Consider the following 19,625-nt stretch of genomic DNA (forward strand, 5'->3'; position numbering starts at 1 on the left):
GCCATGGGTCACCCTCACGATGCACAGGTCAGCGTCGTCGTCATCGGATACGACGACGCCGCCCATGTGGCGGACGCGGTCCGTTCGGCCCTCGCGCAGGGCGGGGTCGTCCGCGAAGTGATCGCGGTCGACGACTGCTCGTCGGACGGCAGCGCCGAGCTGCTGCACGCCCTGGCGGCCGAGGAGCCTCGCGTCAGGGTGATCAGCCGGACCACCAACAGCGGCGGCTGCGGCACCCCGCGCAACGACGGGATCGAGGCGGCGACCGCTCCCTACCTCATGTTCCTGGACAGCGACGACGTGCTGCCGCCGGGCGCGGTGGACGCGCTGCTCATGGCGGCCGTCGCGCACGGCACCCAGCTCGCCGCCGGGCTGTGCGTGCGCCGCGAGCTGCCCTCGGGCCGCGAGGTGCCCTGGCAGCCGGAGCTGTACGAGCGGGCCGCGGTGGTCTCCCATCCCTCCCAGCGCCCCCACCTGGCCCACGACACGCTCTGCGTCAACAAGCTGTACCGCACCGACTTCCTGCGCGAGCACGGCATCCGCTTTCCCGACGGCCGCTTCCACTACGAGGACTTCGTCTTCAGCGCGCGCGTGCTGGCCGCAGGCCCGAGCATCGCCGTGATCCCCGACACCGTGTACATCTGGCACGTGCGCCGCTCCGCCCAGCGCCTGTCCATCTCCCTCGCCCGCGCCGACATCGAGAACTGGAAGGCGCGCATGGAGGCGACCCGGCAGTCGCACGAGATCCTGCTGGGCGCCGGCGAGAAACAGCTGGCGCGGGCGGCCCGCACCACCTTCCTGGACCGGGGCTTGCGCATGTACACGCGGGAGCTGCCGCTGCGCGACGAGGAGTACCGCAAGGAGTGGTGGCGGCTCACGCGCGCGTACCTCGAGGAATTCGAGGCGGCCGACTTCGCGCAGGCGTCCGTGCCGGGGCGGGTCGTCGCGCAGGTGGTGCTCGCCTCGGGGCAGCCGCGCGACCTGCACCGGCTCAAGGAGCTCGCGGCCCGTCCGGCGCGGCTGACCCCGCGGTACGCGAGGACGGCGGACGGCACGCCCGTCTGGTCGGACGACCTGCCTCAGGTCCGGCTCGAGCACCTGCTGCAATGCCCCATGGAGCACCTGCCCGTCACCGTCGACGCGGAACTGCGCCCCGGCTCGCGCGCCGGCCGGCTGCGGCTGCGCCTGCACGAGCTGTACGGACGGGTGGAGAACGCGCGTCCGGCCCGGGTGGACGTGGAGTTCGTGCTCCGGGAGGACGAGAAGCGGGTGGGGCTGTCCACCACGGCCGAGCTGCGGAAGGACCCGGACTCCGCCGGCTGGACGGCCGAGGCACCGGTGGACCTGGGGGCGCTCGGCGCGGGAACCTGGGACCTGAAGCTGACGCTCCGCTTCGATGACGGAACGAGCCGTGACACCGCGCCGCACGCCGTCGCGGGCGCCGACCTGCTGCGCCGCCAGGCGGTGCCGAGCCTGAGGCACGGCGTGCTGCTGGTGCAGCCGTACGCTACGCACTCCGGAGCGCTGGCGCTGAGGGTCGCGTCGGGAGTCCGAGGTGTGACGTCGGTCGCGCGGCGCAGGCTCCGGCGCCTGCTTCACTTGAGGTGAACGACGGCAGGTGAACCCCACCTGCTTCACTGAAGTGGCAGCAAGAACACGACAGGCCAACGAGCAAGGAGACGGCCGCATCATGACCTGGCTGATCACCGGCGGTGCCGGTTACATCGGGGCGCACGTAGTCCGGGCGATGACCGAGGCGGGCGAGCGCGCCGTGGTGTACGACGACCTGTCCACGGGCATAGCCGAGCGCGTGCCCGCGGAGGTGCCGCTGGTGGAGGGCTCCACCCTGGACGGCGACCTGCTGCGCCGCACGCTGGCGGAGCACTCGGTGACGGGGGTCGTGCACCTGGCGGCGAAGAAGCAGGTGGGCGAGTCGGTGGAGCTGCCGCTGCACTACTACCGGGAGAACGTGGAGGGGCTGCGCGTCCTGCTGGAGGCAGTGACGGAGTCGCAGGTTCCGTCCTTCGTCTTCTCCTCGTCCGCCGCCGTGTACGGCATGCCGGACGTGGACCTGGTCACGGAGGAGACTCCGTGCGTCCCGATGTCGCCGTACGGCGAGACCAAGCTGGCCGGCGAGTGGCTGGTCCGGGCGACGGGAAGGGCGACCGGCCTGTCCACGGCGTCCCTGCGCTACTTCAACGTGGCGGGCGCGGCGAGCCCCGAGCTGGCGGACGTCGGCGTCTTCAACCTGATCCCGATGGTGTTCGAGAAGCTGACCGAGAACGCGGCACCGCGCATCTTCGGCGACGACTACGCCACACCCGACGGCACCTGCATCCGCGACTACATCCATGTGGCCGACCTGGCGGAGGCGCACGTCGCGGCCGCCCGCGCGCTCCAGGCCTCCCCCGGCACGGACCTCACCCTCAACATCGGCCGCGGGGAGGGCGTGTCGGTCCGCGAGATGATCGACCGCATCAACGCGATCACCGGCTACGACATCCCGCCGACGGTCACCCCGCGCCGCCCCGGCGACCCGGCCCGCGTCGTCGCCTCGGCCGACCGTATCGCCCGGGAACTGGGCTGGACGGCGAAGCGCGACGTTGAGGACATGATCACCTCGGCGTGGGAGGGCTGGGTGCGCAGGCATCCGGAGGCGGCGCGGCGGTAGAACGCTCGGTCCCGGGCCTCGCGAGGCGGCGCGGCGGCAGGACGCTCAGGTCCCCGGGGCCCGCGAGAGCTCGGGGAGCTGCGGAAAGGCGACGCCGGTCAGCTCCTCCGAGACCGTCCACAGACGGCGGGCCGCCTCCGGGTCGCTGGCCGCTCGGGAGCGGCCCACCAGGGTCGGCGCGCCGCGCATCTCGCTCAGGCCGTCGGGGCCGACGTAGCTCGCGCCGGGCAGGTCCTGGGTGGCGGCGTACAGGGTGGGCAGCGCGCCCGCCCTGTCGTCCTGGGCGAACAGGCGGTTGCCGACCCGCATCGCGATCCGGCGCAGGGTGCTGGCGTCGTGGCCCTGGAGGTTGGTCGCGGCCCAGCCCGGGTGTGCGGCCAGAGCCCGCACCCGTGAACCCGCCTCGGTCAGGCGGCGCTGCAACTCCAGGGTGAACAGCAGGTTGGCGAGCTTGGACTGGGCGTACGCCGCCATCGGGGAGTACTCGCCGGTCAGGTTCAGGTTCTCGAAGTGGATACGCGCACCCGGGTACCGGTGCATGCCCGAGGACACGGTGACCACGCGATCCCTGACCCGCGGCAGCAGCAGGCCGGTCAGCGCGAAGTGCCCCAGGTGGTTGGTGCCGAACTGGGTCTCGAAGCCGTCCTTGGTGGTTCCCTCGGGGACGTTCATGACCCCGGCGTTGTTGACGAGCACGTCGATGTCGCCCTGCCGGCCGCGGGCGAACTCCCGTACGGACTCCAGGTCGGCCAGGTCGAGTCGGTGCACCTCGAGGCGGCCCTTCGCGCCGCGCAGGGCTGCGGCCGCCGCCTCGCCGCGCCGGGGATCGCGCACGGCGAGCACCACATGGGCGCCGGCCCGGGCGAAGGCGTCGGCGGTGGCGAGGCCGAGGCCGCTGTTGGCGCCGGTGATGACGACGGTGCGGCCGGTCTGGCCGGTTATGTCGCCGGCATTCCACTTGTGCTGTGTCTTGGGCATGCCCTTCAAAGTAGGCGCCGACAACAATGCTGTCAATGACAACAATGTAGGCGCCGACCACTTGGCCGATACACTGACCGGTATGCACACTCGCCGTCGCTACCACCACGGAGACCTGCGCGCCGCGCTGCTCACCCGGGCGGAGGAGACCCTCCGGGAGAAGGGGCCGGCCGCGCTGTCCCTCCGCGAACTCGCGCGCGACCTGGGCGTGAGCCACGCCGCACCGAGCCGCCACTTCAAGGACAAGCAGGCGCTGCTGGACGCCCTGGCGCTGACCGGTTTCCACCGGCTCGCGCAGACGATGACGGCGGCCCTGGAGGGGACGGGCGAGTCGTTCGCCGAACGGCTGCGGGCCGGGGCCCACGCCTACGTGGAATTCGCCACCGCCAACGCCGAGTTGCTGGACCTGATGTACGCCATCAAGCACACCCCCGAAGCCTCCGAGGAGCTCGGCGCCGCGTCCCAGCGGTGGATCGCACAGATGGAGAACCTGATCGGCGAGGCCCAGCGCCGCGGCGAGGTGCGCGACGGCCCCCTGGAGAGCGTGGGCATCGGGGTCTTCTCCAGCCTGCACGGCTACGCCTCACTCGCGGCGGGCGACCACCTGCCGCCGGAGGTGCGCGCCCAGGGCCTGGACGACCTGGTCGCGTACATCCTGCGGGGCTGCGCCCCGGAGTAGCGGATACGCCCCAGGTAGCGGTCACAGCCCCGGGCCCTGCGCGCCGGGGCAGGTCGGGCACACACGGCCGACCCCCGTCCGCCCCGGCGGCGTACCGCGCGGTTCGAACGGGGGTCGGCAGGCCGGCTGCGAACCGGTCAGATGATGGTGTCGTAGATGTCCCACCCCGTGGCGATGCTGCTCCGCGAGCCGTACGGCGACGTCGGGCTGCCGGTGCCCGGGTAGAGGTACACGTTCCCGGAGGAGTCCCGGGCGACGAGGTCCGGCTTGCCGTCACCGGACACGTCACCGGGGCCGACCATGGTGTAGCCGCCCCAGCCCCAGCCGGCCTTGATGCGCGGACCGAAGGGCGACGTCGTGCTGCCCGTGCCGGGGTAGACGAACAGGTTCCCGGAGGAGTCCCGGGCGAGCAGGTCCGCCTTCCCGTCACCCGTGAGGTCGCCGCCGTTGACCATGGTGTAGCCGCCCCAGCCCCAGCCCGCCTTGATGCGCGGACCGAAGGGCGAGGTCGTGCTGCCCGTGCCGGGGTAGACGAACAGGTTCCCGGAGGAGTCCCGGGCGAGCAGGTCCGCCTTCCCGTCACCGGTCAGGTCCCCCATGCCGAGCATGGTGTAGCCGCCCCATCCGAAGCCGGCCTTCACACGCGCCTTGAAGGGTGCCGACGGGTTCCCGCTGGCCTGGTAGTACCAGAGGTTGCCGGAGCCGTCGCGAGCGACCAGGTCACCCGTGCCGTCGGCATGGAAGACCGACATCGGCGTCATGGCGTTGTAGCCGCCCCAGCCATAGCCGATCTTGTACCGCGACAGGAACGGCGACGACGCCACCCCCGTGCCCTGGTACTGCCACAGGTTGCCCGACGAGTCGCGGGCGATGAGGTTCTGCCGTGTCGAGGCGGCCGGCCCGGGCACCGCGGAGACCACCTTCACGTCCGCCGAACTCACGTACGCCAGACGGTGGTTGTAACGGATCGGGTAGTAGGTGGTGGTGCCGCTGATCACCGTTCGGTCGTACTGGGCACTGCCGTCGAACGTCGTCGAGCGGTAGTAGCCCGACGTCTCCTTGGCGTTGGCGACGTACGACTGCCCGGACGGGATGGAGTACTTGGTGAGCGGCGTCACCGGCTGCGGGGTGAGGCCGCTCGGGTACGCGCTCGCCTCCGGGTAGGCGCGGCCGTAGACCGGGATCGAGCCGACCCCGTCACGGGCTGTGACCAGCGTGACCGCCGAGGTGTCGGAGACCGGAACGGTGTACGCGCCGTGCGGGTTGTAGAACCACGCCTTGGCGCCGCCGTACCAGATCGCCGTCCAGTCGTCCTGCTGGTCGGCCACCACGAAGTCCTGACCGGCGACCGCCTTGTCGCTCCAGTCGGATGCGGCGGTCGTCCCGGAGGAGAAGTACGGATTCGTGATCAGCGACGCGCTGTTCGACGGCGAGGTGCGCAGGTACACGAAGTCGGCGGGCTGCGCCGACTGACCGCTGACGGGCGGTTCGTACGACGAGTCGAACGGCGGCGCGATGCGCACCACTTCGCCGGCGACGAGCGGCGAGCCGGCCGGGTTGCTGTTCGGCACGCCGAGCAGGGACATGTAGTGGTTCCAGTCCCAGTACGTGCCCGGGTCCCAGTGCATGCCGGAAACGTACGCGTCCAGCGGGCCCGTGATGTCGTCGTGGCCGATGATGTGTTCGCGGTCGAGCGGGATGTTGTAGTGGCCCGCGAGGTACTTCACCAGCGCGGCGGACGACTCGTACTCCGACTCGGTGTACCAGCTCCCGCCCTGGAGCGCGAAGCCCTCGTGCTCGATGCCGATGGCGTGCTGGTTCATGTACCAGTTGCCCGCGTGCCAGGCGACGTCCTTGTTGGCCACCATCTGCGTGACCAGCCCGTCCGAGGAGCGGATCAGGTAGTGGGCGCTGGCGCCGGCGGTCGGGTCCTGGAACTGGCTGAGCGCCGAGGAGTACTGGCCCTCGGTGTCGTGGATGACGATGTAGTTGATCGCGTCGCCGTCCGCGGGCCGGTTGGCGATGTCGTAGTTCCCGTACTGCGTCTTGTCGGTGGAACTGGTCTGCTGGTACGCGGCGGGTGCATAGTTGCACGTCAGGCCGGTCGGGCACTCCGGGGCCGGGGTGGTGGTCGCCGTGGCCGCCGTCGTGGTGGTGTAGCTCGCGTTTGTCGCGGTGGCGTAGCCGGTGTGCGTGCTGCCGGTGGTCGAGTAGGCGGCCGTGCTCGCCCGCGGCTTCAGCCCGGGCTGCGCCTCGAGCGTCACCCGCTGGCCGTCGGCGGTCACCCGGCTGATCCCCGAACGCATGTGGGCGTAGACGCGCTGCGCGAACTGGGCCGCGCCCCGGCTGTCCGGCGACTGGCTGTAACGTTCCACCGCCGCGTACCACTGCTCCGGGTCGGCCGGCAGCCCGCCGGCCGCCGCGCGCTCGTACTCGGCCAGCAGCGCCGCACCTCCGCGCACGCTCTGTCTCATGTCCGTGCGCAGTGACGTCGTCGACGTACCGATGAGCTTGGCCGCCCGGTCCAGCGTGTGCAGTGCGGGCGCGTCGGTCTGTACGGCGCCCACGTCGGCCAGCACCTGCTTCGACGGGTGGAAGGGCCGCCGGCCGTCCTCACCGCGCAGGTTCAACTCCCGCATGCGGTCGCTGACCGACGGCTTGGGCACGTCCGTCGAGGCCACCTGCGTGAGGCCCATCACGTTGTAATTGCCGGTCATGCTCGGCCGACCCGCGTGGGTGTCCCAGCGGCTCTGCTGGTACGCCACCGCCATCAGCACGCTCTGCGGCACGTGGAACTCCCGTGCTGCAGAAGCGAACTCATCCTGCAGGGCGGTGGGAGCGAGCGCCGTCGACGGCGGGCCACCCGGCTGGCTGGCCTGTGCCACGGCCGCGATTCCCGCCGCGACCAAGGCGAGTACGCCCCCGGCAGCCATCCCGACGCGGATCCTCGACCGGCGGTGTCTTCGCTGCTTGCGATTCAAAAGACCGTCACATCCTGTTCTGGCATGCCTAGGCCAACCGTGGGGGGCGGCACCCGGACGTTAGCAGGGGCGACGACCGTGCACACACTTGGTATGCCGGACAGAGGTCATGTGACGGTCCGGCCCCCGTCCGCTCGTCCTCTTCGCCGCCTTCTGGGCCGCGTTCGCCGAGCGACTGGAGGACTGATGGGCGGACGACCGCTGTCCGCGCGGGACCCGACAGACACAGCCGGGCTCACAAGGCCCTGAGCGCCCCCGCCGTGGCCCGGGCCAACCCCGCCAGATACCCCTTCGGCAGCTTCGGTCCCCGGACCACCACCGCGCGCCAGTACAGCGGGCCCGAGATCAGGTCCAGGGCCAGGTCCATGTCGATCGCTGCGCCGATCTCACCACGGGCGACCGCCGCCGAGACGATGCCGCTCGCCACGCTGTCCTGGCCCTCGCGCAGCGCCTTCTGCACGGCCTCGGCGATGTCGGGGTTACGGGCCGCCTCCGCCTGGAGATCGGGGATGATCTGGCCGGCCACCGGGTGCCGCAGGGCTCGGGACGTGACCTCGTACAGGAGGCGCAGATCACCCTCCAGTGAACCGGTGTCGGGCGCCGGCAGGCCCTGGACCGCGATCGCCGACACCAGATCCAGGACCAGGTGCAGTTTCGAGCGCCACCGGCGGTACACGGCCGTCTTGCCGACACCGGCCCGGCGCGCGATGCCCTCGATGGACATCCGGGCGTAGCCGACGGCCGCCAGCTCCTCGAAGACCGCCGCGCGAATGGCTTCCGTCACGTCCTCGCGGAGGACGGCCGCACCCGCGGGCGCCCTGCGCCCCCGCTTCACCTGGGGAGCGTCGGCGTTCGTCGTCATGCGGACCAGCATAGGGCGTGACGACGAAACGGTTGCGTTCCGACGTCGAATCGGCTTACTCTCGCGTTGCGACGATACGGTGCCGTTCCGACGTAAAGGACAGTAGTCCAAACTCCCAAGAGCAGTACAAGAGCCCTGGCGCCGAGCAAGGCCCCGGCAAGAATCGTGAGAAACGCAGGGCAGAGGTACCCACGGGGACAACGCGGCGGAACACTCGGTACCGGTTGCGCAACCGACCCCCCCGAGCGAAAGCAGCGGATGTGAGCCAGGTTCTCCACACACCGCCCCCCACGGCCACCGACGCGGCCGAGACGCCGGCGCAGCTCGCCGCCCGGTACGGCCTCGCGGTCAGCGGCGCCCGCCCCTCCCTGCCGGAGTACGTCCGCCAGCTGTGGGCGCGCCGGCACTTCATCACGGCCTTCGCCACCGCCAAGCTCACCGCGCAGTACAGCCAGGCGAAGCTCGGCCAGATCTGGCAGGTGATGACGCCCCTGCTGAACGCGGCGGTGTACTACTTCATCTTCGGCGTCCTGCTGGGCACCAGCCGCGGCGTGGCGGACTACATCCCGTTCCTGGTGACGGGTGTGTTCGTGTGGACGTTCACGCAGAGCTCGATCATGGCGGGCACCCGCGCGATCTCCGGCAATCTCGGCCTGGTCCGGGCCCTGCACTTCCCGCGGGCCGCGCTGCCGATCTCGTTCGCGCTCCAGCAGCTCCAGCAGCTGCTGTTCTCGATGGCCGCGCTCGCGATCATCCTGCTCTGCTTCGGCATCCCGGTGAGCGCCTCCTGGCTGCTGATCGTGCCTGTGCTGTTCCTGCAGTTCGTGTTCAACGCCGGCGTCTCGATGATCATGGCCCGGATGGGCGCCAAGACGCCGGACATCGCGCAGCTGATGCCGTTCGTCCTGCGCACCTGGATGTACGTCTCCGGCGTCATGTTCAGCATCGACAAGACGCTCAAGCACACCGGCCTGCCCTACTTGGCGAAGGTGATACTGAAGTCGAACCCCGCGGCCGTCTACATCGACCTGATGCGCTACTCCCTGATCGACAGCTTCACGGCCCGTGAGCTCCCCCACCACGTGTGGGCGTACGCGGTCGGCTGGGCCCTGCTCGCGGGCGTCGGGGGCTTCATCTACTTCTGGAAGGCTGAGGAGAAGTACGGCCGTGGCTGAACCTGTGACCGACGAACACATCCCGACCGTCATCTGCGACGGCGTCGACATCGTCTACCGCGTCCACGGCACGGGGGCCGGCCGTGGCTCCGCGACCGCCGCGCTCAACCGCATCCTGCACCGAAAGCAGGCGGAGAAGGCGGCGGGCGTCCGCCGGGTGCACGCCGTGAAGAACGTGTCGTTCACCGCGTACAAGGGCGAGGCCATCGGCCTGATCGGGACCAACGGTTCCGGGAAGTCCACGCTGCTCAAGGCCATCGCCGGCCTGCTCCCGGTGGAGAACGGCAAGATCTACACCAATGGCCAGCCGTCCCTCCTCGGGGTCAACGCGGCCCTGATGAACGACCTGACGGGCGAGCGCAACGTCTACCTCGGCGCTCTCGCCATGGGCATGTCCCGTGAGCAGATCAGGGAGCGCTACCAGGACATCGTCGACTTCTCCGGCATCAACGAGAAGGGCGACTTCATCACGCTGCCCATGCGGACGTACTCGTCGGGTATGGCCGCCCGTCTGCGCTTCTCGATCGCCGCCGCCAAGGACCACGACGTGCTGCTGATCGACGAGGCCCTCGCCACCGGCGACCGCGCCTTCCAGCGGCGGTCCGAGGAACGCATCCGGGAACTGCGCGAGCACGCCGGCACCGTCTTCCTGGTGAGCCACAACAACAAGTCGATCCGCGACACCTGCGAGCGGGTGCTGTGGCTGGAGCGCGGTGTGCTGCGCATGGACGGTCCGACCGAGGAGGTCCTCGCGGAGTACGAGGCGTTCACCGGCGGGGCCGACAAGGCCAAGGCGGGGGCCAAGTAACCCGTACTGCGAGAGGACCGAGGCGGGGGGTCCGAGGGCTGCGGCCCTCGGACCCCCCGCCTCGGTCTGAACGGGTCTCGTCCTCGATCGCCCCACGCTCTTCGAGAAGGAGACCCTCAGACGGGCTGATCGATGCCATGCCGCCCGGGCTGGAAAACCAGCCCGCCTCCGGCGTGTGAGGAGCGGGGTTCCGAGGGGGCGGAGCCCCCTCGGCGGGGTCGAAGGGGCGGGGCCCCTGGAGGACGGACGGGCAGGGGCGGCCGGGGCGAGAAACCCCTAGCGCGCCACCACCTCGTACAGGACCTGGCCCCCAGGCCCCGAGGCCACCTTGCGCAGCGCTCCGTCACTCGCCGGCAGGCCCCCGTCCGACCGGCGCTGGACGACCCACCGCACCTCGTACTTCCGCAGCACCCCCAGCCGCTCGGCCCGCGAGGACCCGGCCGCGAAGTAGGTCCGTACCGCAGCGTCCCGCTGCGCCTCGTCCGGCAGGAAGAAGTCCGGGTAGCCCGGCGCCACCGTGTACGCCCCGTACGCCGGGATCTGCCGCGCGGGAATCGTCTTCGCCATCACCACGTCCCCGTACCGCACCCAGGGCGTGATCCAGTGGTACCCCACCCATGGGTCCCGGTACTTCTCCGCGACCGCCTCGGGCAGCGCGCTCCGCCCGGTCACATACCCGATCGTCTGGACCTGCGTCCACGCGCCCACGAGCAGCGCCGCTGCCAGCACCCCGGCCGCCACGTTCCGCAGTGCGCCCCGCGTCGCCCCGGCCACCTCGACGGCGGCCGCCAGCTGCGCCGGGATCAGTACCGCCGGCAGCGCCCGTCCCCAGGAGTAGTGGCCCGTCAGGCCGCCCAGGCCGACCACCAGCACGCCGAGGACGAAGAACAGCACCAGCGGGTCCAGACGGTCCCGCCGCGCCCGCACGCCCAGCGCCACCACACCGAGCAGCACCAGGCCGTACCGCGCGAACAGATCCTGGTACAGCGAGCGGTGGATCTCCTCCAGGCTGCCCGTGCCGAACAGTGCGAAGAAGTCGTAGTACGGCCAGAGCGCGAGGATCACGGCGCCCAGCGCCAGCCCTGCGGCAAGGCGCAGCCAGGTCCTGAGTCCGGCCCGCGCCCCGACCACCACGGCCAGCGCGCCCAGCGTCCCCACCACCCCGGTGAACTGGTGGCTGAGCAGGATCACCGCCCACAGCGCGCCGAGGCCGAGGAACGCGACCCAGCCGCCGTCGGTCTTCAGCGTCCGTGTCAGCAGTGCCCAGAAGTGGAAGACCAGCCCGAGCGCGAACACGCTCGGGTACGCCACGGTCAGCGCCAGCGAGTTCAGCCCCAGGAAGCCGCTCCACTTGAACACCTCGGTGCCCCACAGGAACACCAGGCACAGCAGGGCGAGCGGCGGCGCGACACGTTGCGCGCTCAGCGTGCGGCCGTACCGCCACACGCCCGTGACCAGCAGCGTCAGGCTGATCAGGGCGCCGATGCGCAGGACCACCCAGACGGACAGTCCGGTCACCCGGGCCACAACGCCGAGGAAGAGCATCCAAGGCGAGTAGTACGGGCTCGGCGTGTTCTCGTCGACCAGTGGATTGCCGGGGTCCAGCAGCCGGTGCCGCAGCCGTTCCACGGTCGCCGCGTGCATGCCGAGGTCGCCGTCCCAGGGCAGCCGCGCGATGACCAGCAGCATCAGCACCACGAGCAGTGCCACCACCGCCCACAGCGCTATGCCGGCCTTGCCGTCCGGCGTCCGCACGGCCGCGAGCGGTCTCCCGGACCGCCCGCGCCGCTTCCCGGCGCCGCCTCCGGTCCCGTGGGTCCCACCGGTTCCCTTCGCCATGACGCTCATCATGCTGCGGCACCCTGCTTCGTCCCGTGCTGGAACACCCACGTGCGGTACACCAGGAAGCGGAACGCCGACGCCAGCAGGATCGACAGCGTCTTCGCCACGTTGGAGCCGATCGGCCCGTTCATGCCGAGGCCGTGGTAGCCGACGTAGAACAGCAGGCTCTCCATCACCACGCCGACCCCGCTGAAGACGAAGAACAGCACGATCTGCTGCCGGGTGCGCGAGGCCCGGTCGCGGTAGGCGAAGAAGCGGAAGCCGAGGTAGTTGGTGCCCATGGCGACGACGCTGGCGAGCACGGTCGCCGTCATCGGAGCCCATGCCAGACCCTGCAGCAGGGTGTTGAAGACGAGGATGTTGACCGCGACGCCGCTGCCGCCGACGACCCCGAACTTGATGACCTCGACCGCCAGCCGCCGCACCCGGGCGAGCGCCGGGACTGGGGCGAGTGAGACGGTCTCGGCAACCGGGCGAGCGGCCAGGGGCCGCTGCTCGGTGAGGTTCACAGACACGGGTACGGGTCCTCCACTCGTCCGACGATCACGCCAAACCTGCTCCAAACGTCCCGTCCAACACAGGCGAGCAGAACGAAGGGTTGGACTTCCCCCAGGCCTTGGCAAGAAAGCGTCAGACTAGGTTAGCCGACGGGCGAGCACGGGCATGATTCCGGGATATGCGCATGGGGCCGGCCCTCACCGAGGGGCGGCCCCATCGTCAGACCGGTCCTAGCTGTGTGTCCTCAGCAGCGTCCGCATCGTGCGCATCGCCACCGAGAGGTTCGCGAGGTCGAACGAGTCCGAGTTCGAGATCTCGTCGAGCGTCGTCCGCGCCCGCGACAGGATCGCCGCGTTCTTCTCCTCCCAGGCCTTGAAGCGCTGCTCCGGCGTCGACGTGCCGTTGCCGGCCGCCAGGACCTCGGCCGTCAGGGCCGCGTGGGCCGCGTACAGGTCCTCGCGGATCGCGGCGCGGGCCATCGACTGCCACCGGTCGGCGCGCGGCAGTTCGATGATGCGGTCCATGAGCTGGGTGATCCTGAGCCGGTCGGCGAGGTCGTAGTAGACCTCCGCGACGTCCATGGGGTCCTTGCCCATGCGGTCGGCCACCGAGACGATGTCGAGCGCCGGGAAGGCGGAGGAGAACCCGGCCACGCGTGTGGCGAGTTCGTCCGGGACGCCGGCGCCCGTCAGCTCGTCGTAGATCTTCTGCCACCACTCCAGGTCCGCACCGCGCACCAGCTTCGGCAGTTCGCTCCAGACCTGCTCGACGCGCTCGGCGAAGAACGCGACGGTCTCGGTGAGCTGCAGCGGCTGCGGCCGGTTGTTGAGCAGCCAGCGCGTGCCGCGCTCGACCAGCCGGCGGGAGTGCAGCCGGATGCGGGTCTGCACCGCGGCGTCGACCTTGTTGTCCAGGGCCTCCACCGCGTCCCACACGGGAGCGGAGCGGAAGATCGCGCGGGCCGCGGTCTGCGCCCGGACGATCTCCTCCAGCGAGGCGCCGGTCTCCTCACGCAGACGGTGCAGGTAGGTCGTGCCGCCCGTGTTGACCGTGTCGTTGACCAGGACGGTCGTCACGATCTCGCGGCGCAGCGCGTGGCTGTCGATCTGCTCGGGGAACTTCTCGCGCAGCGCGGTCGGGAAGTACGCGTGCAGGAGGCTGCGCAGGTACGGGTCGTCGGGCAGCGGCGTGTCCAGCAGCTCCCGGGCGACCGTGATCTTCGTGTACGCCAGCAGGACGGCCGTCTCCGGACCGGTCAGGCCCGCTCCGGCGGTGAGACGCTCGCGGATCTGGCGGTCGGTGGGCAGGAACTCCAGCGCCCGGTCGAGATGGCCCTCGCGCACCAGGTAGCGGATGAACCGCTGCTGCGCGTGCAGCATGTCCTTCGACTGGAACAGGGCGTTGGCGATCGCCACGTTCTGCGCGTAGTTGTTGCGCAGCACCAGGGCGCCGACCTCGTCGGTCATCTCGGCGAGCAGCTGGTTGCGCTGCTTGACGGTCAGGTCGCCGTTGGCCACGACCGAGTTGAGCAGGATCTTGATGTTCACCTCGTGGTCGGAGGTGTCCACGCCCGCGCTGTTGTCGATGGCGTCGGTGTTGATCTTGCCGCCGTGCTGGGCGAACTCGATCCGGCCGAGCTGGGTCAGGCCCAGGTTGCCGCCCTCGCCGACGACCTTGACGCGCAGGTCCTTGCCGTCCACGCGGATCGCGTCGTTGGCCTTGTCGCCGACGTCCGCGTTCGACTCCGTGGAGGCCTTGACGTAGGTGCCGATGCCGCCGTTCCACAGCAGGTCGACCGGTGCCTTGAGGATCGCCCGCATCAGGTCGGCGGGGGTCATCTTGGTGACCTTGCCCTCGATGCCGAGCGCCTCCCGGATGTGCGCGTTGACCTGGATCGCCTTGGCCGTGCGCGGGAACACACCGCCGCCTGCCGACAGCAGCTCGGTGTCGTAGTCCGCCCAGGACGAGCGCGGCAGCTCGAACAGGCGGCGGCGCTCGGCGTACGAGGTCGCCGCGTCCGGGTTCGGGTCGATGAAGATGTGCCGGTGGTCGAAGGCCGCGACCAGGCGGATGTGCTCGCTCAGCAGCATGCCGTTGCCGAACACGTCACCGGACATGTCACCGATGCCGACGACCGTGAAGTCCTCGGACTGGGTGTCCACGTCCAGCTCCCGGAAGTGCCGCTTCACGGACTCCCAGGCGCCGCGGGCGGTGATGCCCATCTTCTTGTGGTCGTAGCCCGCCGAGCCGCCGGAGGCGAAGGCGTCGCCGAGCCAGAAGTTGTACTTCTCGGCGACCTCGTTGGCGATGTCCGAGAACGTCGCGGTGCCCTTGTCGGCCGCGACCACCAGGTAGGTGTCGTCGCCGTCGTGGCGTACGACGTCCACCGGCGGCACGACCTCGCCGGCCACCATGTTGTCGGTGATGTCGAGCAGCGCCGAGATGAACGTGCGGTAGCTGCGGATGCCCTCCGCGAGCCAGGCGTCACGGTCCTTGGCCGGGTCCGGCAGCTGCTTGGCGACGAACCCGCCCTTGGCGCCGACCGGCACGATCACGGTGTTCTTCACCATCTGCGCCTTGACCAGGCCGAGGATCTCGGTGCGGAAGTCCTCGCGCCGGTCGGACCAGCGCAGGCCACCGCGCGCGACCTTGCCGAAGCGCAGGTGCACGCCCTCGACGCGCGGCGAGTACACCCAGATCTCGTAGGCCGGGCGCGGCGCCGGCAGGTCCGGGATGGCCTGCGGGTCGAACTTCATGGAGACGTAGTCGTGCGGCTTGCCGCCGGGCGCCTCCTGGAAGAAGTTGGTGCGCAGCGTCGCCTTGATGACGGTGAGGAAGGAGCGCAGGATCCGGTCCTCGTCGAGCGAGGCGACCTGGTCGAGGGCGGCGTCCAGCTCCTCCAGCAGGGCGTCGGTCAGCTCCAGGCCGGCCCGCTGCCGCTCCGGCGACATGCGCGCCTCGAAGAGGGAGACCAGCAGCCGGGTGGTGTGGACGTTGTTGCGGAGGGTGTCCTCCATGTAGTCCTGGCTGAAGGTCGAACCGGCCTGGCGCAGGTACTTGGCGTAGGCGCGCAGCACCATGGCCTGCCGCCAGGTGAGGCCGGCGCTCAGGACGAGCGCGTTGAACCCGTCGTTCTCCGCCTGTCCGGTCCACACGGCGGCGAACGCGTCCTGGAAGCGCTCGCGGCCGTCGTCGCCGAGGTAGTCGCCGTTGCCGGCCACCTCCTTGGGCAGCCGGAGACCGAAGTCGTAGATCCACGCGGTCGTACGGTCCTGGCAGCGCAGTTCGTACGGCCGCTCGTCGATGACCTCCACGCCGATCCGCTGGAGCACCGGCAGCACGGCGGACAGGGAGACGGACCCGCCCTTGCGGTAGATCTTGAAGCGGCGCTCGCCGGGGCCGGTGCCCACGGGCTCGTACAGGCTGAGGGCGAAGTCCTTGCCGCCCTCCTCGTCGGTGAGCTGCTCGAGGTGGACGAGGTCGGCGACCGCGGCGCGCGGGGTGTGGTCGGCCTTGTAGCCCTCGGGGAAGGCGTTCGTGTAGCGGCGCTGGAGCTCCGCGGCGCGCTCCTCGCCGAGCTCGGCGGTCAGCGCCTCGCTGAAGCCGTCGGTCCAGGAGCGGGCGGCCTCCACCAGCCGGGCCTCGATGCGCTCCTTGTCGGCGTCGGACAGCTCCGGCAGCTCGGTGCCCTGCGGGACCCGGACCACGAAGTGCAGCCGGGACAGGATCGACTCGGTGTTCCAGGCGGTGAAGTCGACGCTGGTGCCGCCCAGCTCCTCCTTGAGGATGTCGATGATGCGCAGCCGGACGCCGGTGGTGTAGCGGTCGCGCGGCAGGTAGACGAGGGCCGAGTAGTAGCGCCCGTACTCGTCCTGGCGCAGGTAGAGCCTGAGGCGGCGGCGCTCCTGGAGGTAGAGGACGGAGGTGACGATGGAGCGCAGCTCGTCGGCCGGGGTCTGGAACAGCTCGTCGCGCGGGTAGGTCTCCATGATCTGGAGCAGGTCCCGGCCGTCGTGGCTGTTGGGCGAGAACCCGGCGCCCTTGAGGACCTCGTCGACCTTGCGCCGGACGACCGGCACGCGCAGCACGGACTCGGTGTAGGCGGCGGAGGAGAACAGGCCGAGGAAGCGGCGCTCTCCGACGACGTCGCCGTTCTCGTCGAACTTCTTCACGCCGACGTAGTCGAGGTACGAAGGCCGGTGCACGGTGGCGCGGCTGTTGGCCTTGGTGAGGACCAGCAGCTTGTGCTCGCGCGCCTTGGCGCGGGCGTCGGCGGGCAGCCGCTCGAAGGACGGACTGACCGGGTGCTGGTCCTCGCCCGCGTGGTGCGGGTCCGATCGCAGTATGCCCAGCCCGGTGCCGGGCACCGCGGCCAGCGTGTCGTCGTCACGCAGCTCGTACTCGCGGTAGCCGAGGAAGGTGAAGTGGTCGGCGGCCAGCCAGCGCAGCAGCTCACCGGCCTCCTCGATCTGCGCCTGCGGCAGATCCTGGGGTACCGGCTCCTTCTGGATCCCCTCGGCGATGCGCAGCGCGCAGTCGCGCATCTTCTCCCAGTCCTCGACGGCCTCGCGGACGTCGGACAGGACGCGCAGCAGGTCGGAGGTGATCTGCTTGAGGTCGGCGCGGTCGGTCTCGCGGTCGATCTCGACGTGGATCCAGGACTCGACGTGGGCGTCGTGCGGCAGCTCCGCCCCGGGGGCGTCGGGCAGCACCTCGAGGAGCTTGCCCGTCAGGTCGCGGCGGACGACGAACTGCGGGTGGATCACGACGTGGATGCCGCGGCCCTGGCGGGACAGCTCGTTCGTCACGGAGTCGACGAGGAACGGCATGTCGTCGGTGACGACCTCGACGACGGAGTGGCTGCAGGTCCAGCCGTTCTCCTCGACGGTCGGGGTGTGCACGCGCACGTTCGCCGTGCCCTGTGGGCGCGTCTCGGCCAGCCGGTAGTGCGAGAAGGCGGCGCCGAAGACGTCCACCGGGTCGCGGTCGGTCAGGTCTTCGGGGGCGGTGTGCAGGTAGTAGCGCTGGAGGAACGCGAGCACGGTCTCCCGGTCCGGGGTGCCCTCGTCCGTCGTCCCGGTCGGTAGGTGCCCCCCGACCGGGCTGTTCTCAGCTACCCGGGCGGCCCTTTCGAGCAGCTCGGCCTTGGCTTCGTCCAGCTTGGTCTGCATTGTCCTCTGGCTCCTGTCGCGCGCCGTTGCGTGACGTAGAAGGAAGTACGGTCTCTTCTCCGACGTAACGCCGCGACGCGGGGTGTCCGGTCTGCTTCGACGCTATGCCGCATGGAGAGAAGTGCGGGGGTTTATCGGCCATTTCCGGCGCCCGCGGCGACTGTGACGCTGCTCTCGGCGCGCTCGGCGCCTTCCGCGTCCCCGGCGCCCCGGTTGCCCCGGCGGGCGCCTGCGGCGCCCAGTCCGACCGGCCCCGCCTGTGAAGACCAGCGACCGCCGCCCGGTCACGGAGGTGGTCCGTGCTCACCGGGCGCAGGGCAGGGACGGCGTCGTCCCCGCGAGCTATCGCGCTGATCACGCCACAAGGCTATCGCTCCCCGTGGGGGGCACGTCATGAGCCGTATGTGTACAAAACAGGGGGCCCAACTTTGACGTTCTGCACAGGGGCACCGAGGGCGATGCCGTGCAGGGCGCACGGTGCGAGCATGGCTGTACCGGCTGTGTGAGCCGTCAGGAGGCAGTGCCGGGCAGTGCGCGGCCCCTTGGCAAGCGCCTGCGGCCGAGGCACGTTGCCAGAAGCAACCCGACGCAGCCGTCCGCACCACCGAGGGGAGCGCGGCCACCATGACGCAGAAGATCCTGATCGTCACCGGCGACGCGGCGGAATCACTGGAGGTCCTCTATCCGTACCAGCGCCTGCGGGAGGAGGGCTACGAGGTCCACATCGCGGCCCCGACCCGCAAGCAGCTCCGTTTCGTCGTCCATGACTTCGAACCCGGCTTCGACACCTACACCGAGAAACCCGGCTACAGCTGGCCCGCCGACCTCGCCTTCTCCGAGGTCGACCCCGGGGACTACGTCGCCGTCGTGATCCCCGGCGGGCGCGCCCCGGAGTACCTCCGCAACGACCCCGAACTCCGCAAGATCCTCAAGTCGTTCTTCGACACGGACAAGCCGGTCGCCCAGATCTGCCACGGTCCCCTGCTCACCGCGGCGGTGGACGCCCTGCGCGGACGGCGCGTCACCGCCTATCCGGCCCTGGAGCTGGACATGCAGGCGGCCGGCGCCGACTTCCAGGACGTCGAGGCGGTCGTCGACGGCACGCTGGTCTCGTCCCGGGCCTGGCCCGACCACTCCGGCTGGATGCGGGAGTTCCTGACCGTCCTGCGCGCCAAGGCGCCGGTGACCTGAGCCCGCCACCCGGGTGCGGTGCCCGCCGGGCGCCGCACCCTTCCGCCGATGGGCGGCCCGTCGTGTCACTTCCGGTGAAGCGCTCGGGCAACTCCTCAGGCCGCCAGGCGTTCCGCCTCCGCCACCGCCTCCTGGAGCGTGTCGACCACCGGCACGCCGACCTCTTCGAGGCTGGCGCGGCTGTGGGAGCCCCCGGTGTACAGCACGGCCCGTGCCCCGACGTGGCGGGCGGCGACCGCGTCGTCGGCGGCGTCGCCGATCACCACCGTGCGCGCCGGACTCACGCCGTCGAGCGCCCGTATGTGGCGGACCATGTGCTCCGCCTTGCTGCCTCCGGACGGTCCGGTGCGCCCCTGCACCCGTACGAAGTGCGCCTCGATCCCGAGCGCCCGGACCATCGGGACCAGTTCCTCGTGCCCGTACATGCTCAGCAGCGACTGGCTGCGTCCCGCCGACCGCCACCCCGCCAGCAGCTCCACCGCGCCCTCGGTGAGCCGGCAGCGGACGCGGTGCTCCGCGTAGTACCGGTGGAAGACCTCGTCCATCAGCTGCCACTCGGTGTCCGTCGGCAGCCGCCCCATCAGCCGCTCGTAGAACCTCGGGACCGGCACGCAGTACAGCGCCCGGTACTGCTCCAGCGTGATCGGTTCCAGCCCCAGCTCGGCGAACGCCGCGTTCGTCGCCCCGATGATCGCGTCATTGTCGTGGAACAGCGTCCCGTTCCAGTCCCACACAATGTGCGCGCTTCCGTACGTCCCCATGCCATGAA

General features: G+C 70.6%; 13 protein-coding genes. 6 read left to right on the plus strand and 7 right to left on the minus strand.

Features of this window, described 5'->3' with window-relative positions:
- Nucleotides 1-3 precede the first annotated feature (3 nt).
- Together SY2F82_RS05340 and galE are read left to right on the plus strand one after the other, a co-directional pair.
- Nucleotides 4-1,608: a glycosyltransferase family A protein gene (locus SY2F82_RS05340; protein WP_200417819.1), complete on the plus strand. Its 1,605-nt coding sequence runs from the start codon at nucleotides 4-6 to the stop codon at nucleotides 1,606-1,608.
- A gap of 82 nt (nucleotides 1,609-1,690) precedes the next feature.
- Nucleotides 1,691-2,671 carry a UDP-glucose 4-epimerase GalE gene (gene galE / locus SY2F82_RS05345; protein ID WP_200417719.1) on the plus strand — a complete coding sequence of 327 codons (981 nt, stop codon included), beginning with the start codon at nucleotides 1,691-1,693 and terminating at the stop codon, nucleotides 2,669-2,671.
- Between the two features lie 45 nt (nucleotides 2,672-2,716).
- Here the strand turns inward: galE and SY2F82_RS05350 are convergent, their stop codons facing one another.
- Nucleotides 2,717-3,649 (minus strand): oxidoreductase, encoded by a 933-nt coding sequence (locus SY2F82_RS05350; RefSeq protein ID WP_200417720.1) that lies wholly within the window; start codon nucleotides 3,647-3,649, stop codon nucleotides 2,717-2,719.
- Nucleotides 3,650-3,731: 82 nt separating this feature from the next.
- On the opposite strand from SY2F82_RS05350, the gene SY2F82_RS05355 reads away from it, so the two are divergent.
- The gene (locus tag SY2F82_RS05355) at nucleotides 3,732-4,328 is read left to right on the plus strand and encodes a TetR/AcrR family transcriptional regulator (RefSeq protein ID WP_200417721.1); all 597 of its coding nucleotides are present in this window, start codon (nucleotides 3,732-3,734) and stop codon (nucleotides 4,326-4,328) included.
- Between the two features lie 137 nt (nucleotides 4,329-4,465).
- On the opposite strand, the gene SY2F82_RS05360 is transcribed toward SY2F82_RS05355, so the two are convergent.
- Complete coding sequence (locus SY2F82_RS05360; RefSeq protein ID WP_236041150.1) at nucleotides 4,466-7,261, minus strand: N-acetylmuramoyl-L-alanine amidase; 2,796 nt, start codon at nucleotides 7,259-7,261, stop codon at nucleotides 4,466-4,468.
- 283 nt (nucleotides 7,262-7,544) lie between these two features.
- Nucleotides 7,545-8,171, minus strand: coding sequence for a TetR/AcrR family transcriptional regulator (locus SY2F82_RS05365; RefSeq protein WP_374707122.1), 627 nt, complete (start codon nucleotides 8,169-8,171; stop codon nucleotides 7,545-7,547).
- A 260-nt stretch (nucleotides 8,172-8,431) separates the two neighbouring features.
- On the opposite strand from SY2F82_RS05365, the gene SY2F82_RS05370 reads away from it, so the two are divergent.
- On the plus strand, nucleotides 8,432-9,346 hold the full coding sequence (locus SY2F82_RS05370; protein WP_200417724.1) for an ABC transporter permease: 915 nt from the start codon (nucleotides 8,432-8,434) through the stop codon (nucleotides 9,344-9,346).
- On the plus strand, nucleotides 9,339-10,154 hold the full coding sequence (locus tag SY2F82_RS05375) for an ABC transporter ATP-binding protein (RefSeq protein WP_200417725.1): 816 nt from the start codon (nucleotides 9,339-9,341) through the stop codon (nucleotides 10,152-10,154). The genes SY2F82_RS05370 and SY2F82_RS05375 overlap by 8 nt, the downstream gene beginning before the upstream one ends.
- Before the next feature lie 276 nt (nucleotides 10,155-10,430).
- On the opposite strand, the gene SY2F82_RS05380 is transcribed toward SY2F82_RS05375, so the two are convergent.
- From SY2F82_RS05380 to SY2F82_RS05390, 3 genes are all read right to left on the minus strand, one after another.
- Nucleotides 10,431-11,993: a hypothetical protein gene (locus tag SY2F82_RS05380; protein ID WP_374707123.1), complete on the minus strand. Its 1,563-nt coding sequence runs from the start codon at nucleotides 11,991-11,993 to the stop codon at nucleotides 10,431-10,433.
- A gap of 8 nt (nucleotides 11,994-12,001) precedes the next feature.
- Nucleotides 12,002-12,511, minus strand: a complete 510-nt coding sequence (locus tag SY2F82_RS05385; RefSeq protein ID WP_236041152.1) for a GtrA family protein — start codon at nucleotides 12,509-12,511, stop codon at nucleotides 12,002-12,004.
- Nucleotides 12,512-12,724: 213 nt separating this feature from the next.
- Complete coding sequence (locus tag SY2F82_RS05390; RefSeq protein ID WP_200417726.1) at nucleotides 12,725-17,665, minus strand: NAD-glutamate dehydrogenase; 4,941 nt, start codon at nucleotides 17,663-17,665, stop codon at nucleotides 12,725-12,727.
- 624 nt (nucleotides 17,666-18,289) lie between these two features.
- Between SY2F82_RS05390 and SY2F82_RS05395 the strand changes: the two genes are divergently transcribed.
- Nucleotides 18,290-18,856: a DJ-1/PfpI family protein gene (locus tag SY2F82_RS05395; RefSeq protein WP_200417727.1), complete on the plus strand. Its 567-nt coding sequence runs from the start codon at nucleotides 18,290-18,292 to the stop codon at nucleotides 18,854-18,856.
- A gap of 95 nt (nucleotides 18,857-18,951) precedes the next feature.
- Here the strand turns inward: SY2F82_RS05395 and SY2F82_RS05400 are convergent, their stop codons facing one another.
- Nucleotides 18,952-19,617, minus strand: a complete 666-nt coding sequence (locus tag SY2F82_RS05400) for an HAD family hydrolase (protein ID WP_200417728.1) — start codon at nucleotides 19,615-19,617, stop codon at nucleotides 18,952-18,954.
- Nucleotides 19,618-19,625: the final 8 nt, after the last annotated feature.

Origin of the sequence: Streptomyces sp. Y2F8-2 (genome assembly GCF_014905555.1) — a bacterium.
In the GTDB taxonomy this organism is placed as follows: Bacteria; Actinomycetota; Actinomycetes; order Streptomycetales; family Streptomycetaceae; genus Streptomyces; species Streptomyces cynarae.

Coding starts and splice junctions, on each gene's coding strand:
- SY2F82_RS05355 (WP_200417721.1), top strand. CDS start 3,732: ATGCACACTCGCCGTCGCTACCACCACGGAGACCTGCGCGCCGCGCTG.
- SY2F82_RS05390 (WP_200417726.1), bottom strand. CDS start 17,665: ATGCAGACCAAGCTGGACGAAGCCAAGGCCGAGCTGCTCGAAAGGGCC.
- SY2F82_RS05400 (WP_200417728.1), bottom strand. CDS start 19,617: ATGGGGACGTACGGAAGCGCGCACATTGTGTGGGACTGGAACGGGACG.
- SY2F82_RS05360 (WP_236041150.1), bottom strand. CDS start 7,261: ATGGCTGCCGGGGGCGTACTCGCCTTGGTCGCGGCGGGAATCGCGGCC.
- SY2F82_RS05365 (WP_374707122.1), bottom strand. CDS start 8,171: ATGACGACGAACGCCGACGCTCCCCAGGTGAAGCGGGGGCGCAGGGCG.
- SY2F82_RS05395 (WP_200417727.1), top strand. CDS start 18,290: ATGACGCAGAAGATCCTGATCGTCACCGGCGACGCGGCGGAATCACTG.
- SY2F82_RS05380 (WP_374707123.1), bottom strand. CDS start 11,993: ATGGCGAAGGGAACCGGTGGGACCCACGGGACCGGAGGCGGCGCCGGG.
- galE (WP_200417719.1), top strand. CDS start 1,691: ATGACCTGGCTGATCACCGGCGGTGCCGGTTACATCGGGGCGCACGTA.
- SY2F82_RS05350 (WP_200417720.1), bottom strand. CDS start 3,649: ATGCCCAAGACACAGCACAAGTGGAATGCCGGCGACATAACCGGCCAG.
- SY2F82_RS05340 (WP_200417819.1), top strand. CDS start 4: ATGGGTCACCCTCACGATGCACAGGTCAGCGTCGTCGTCATCGGATAC.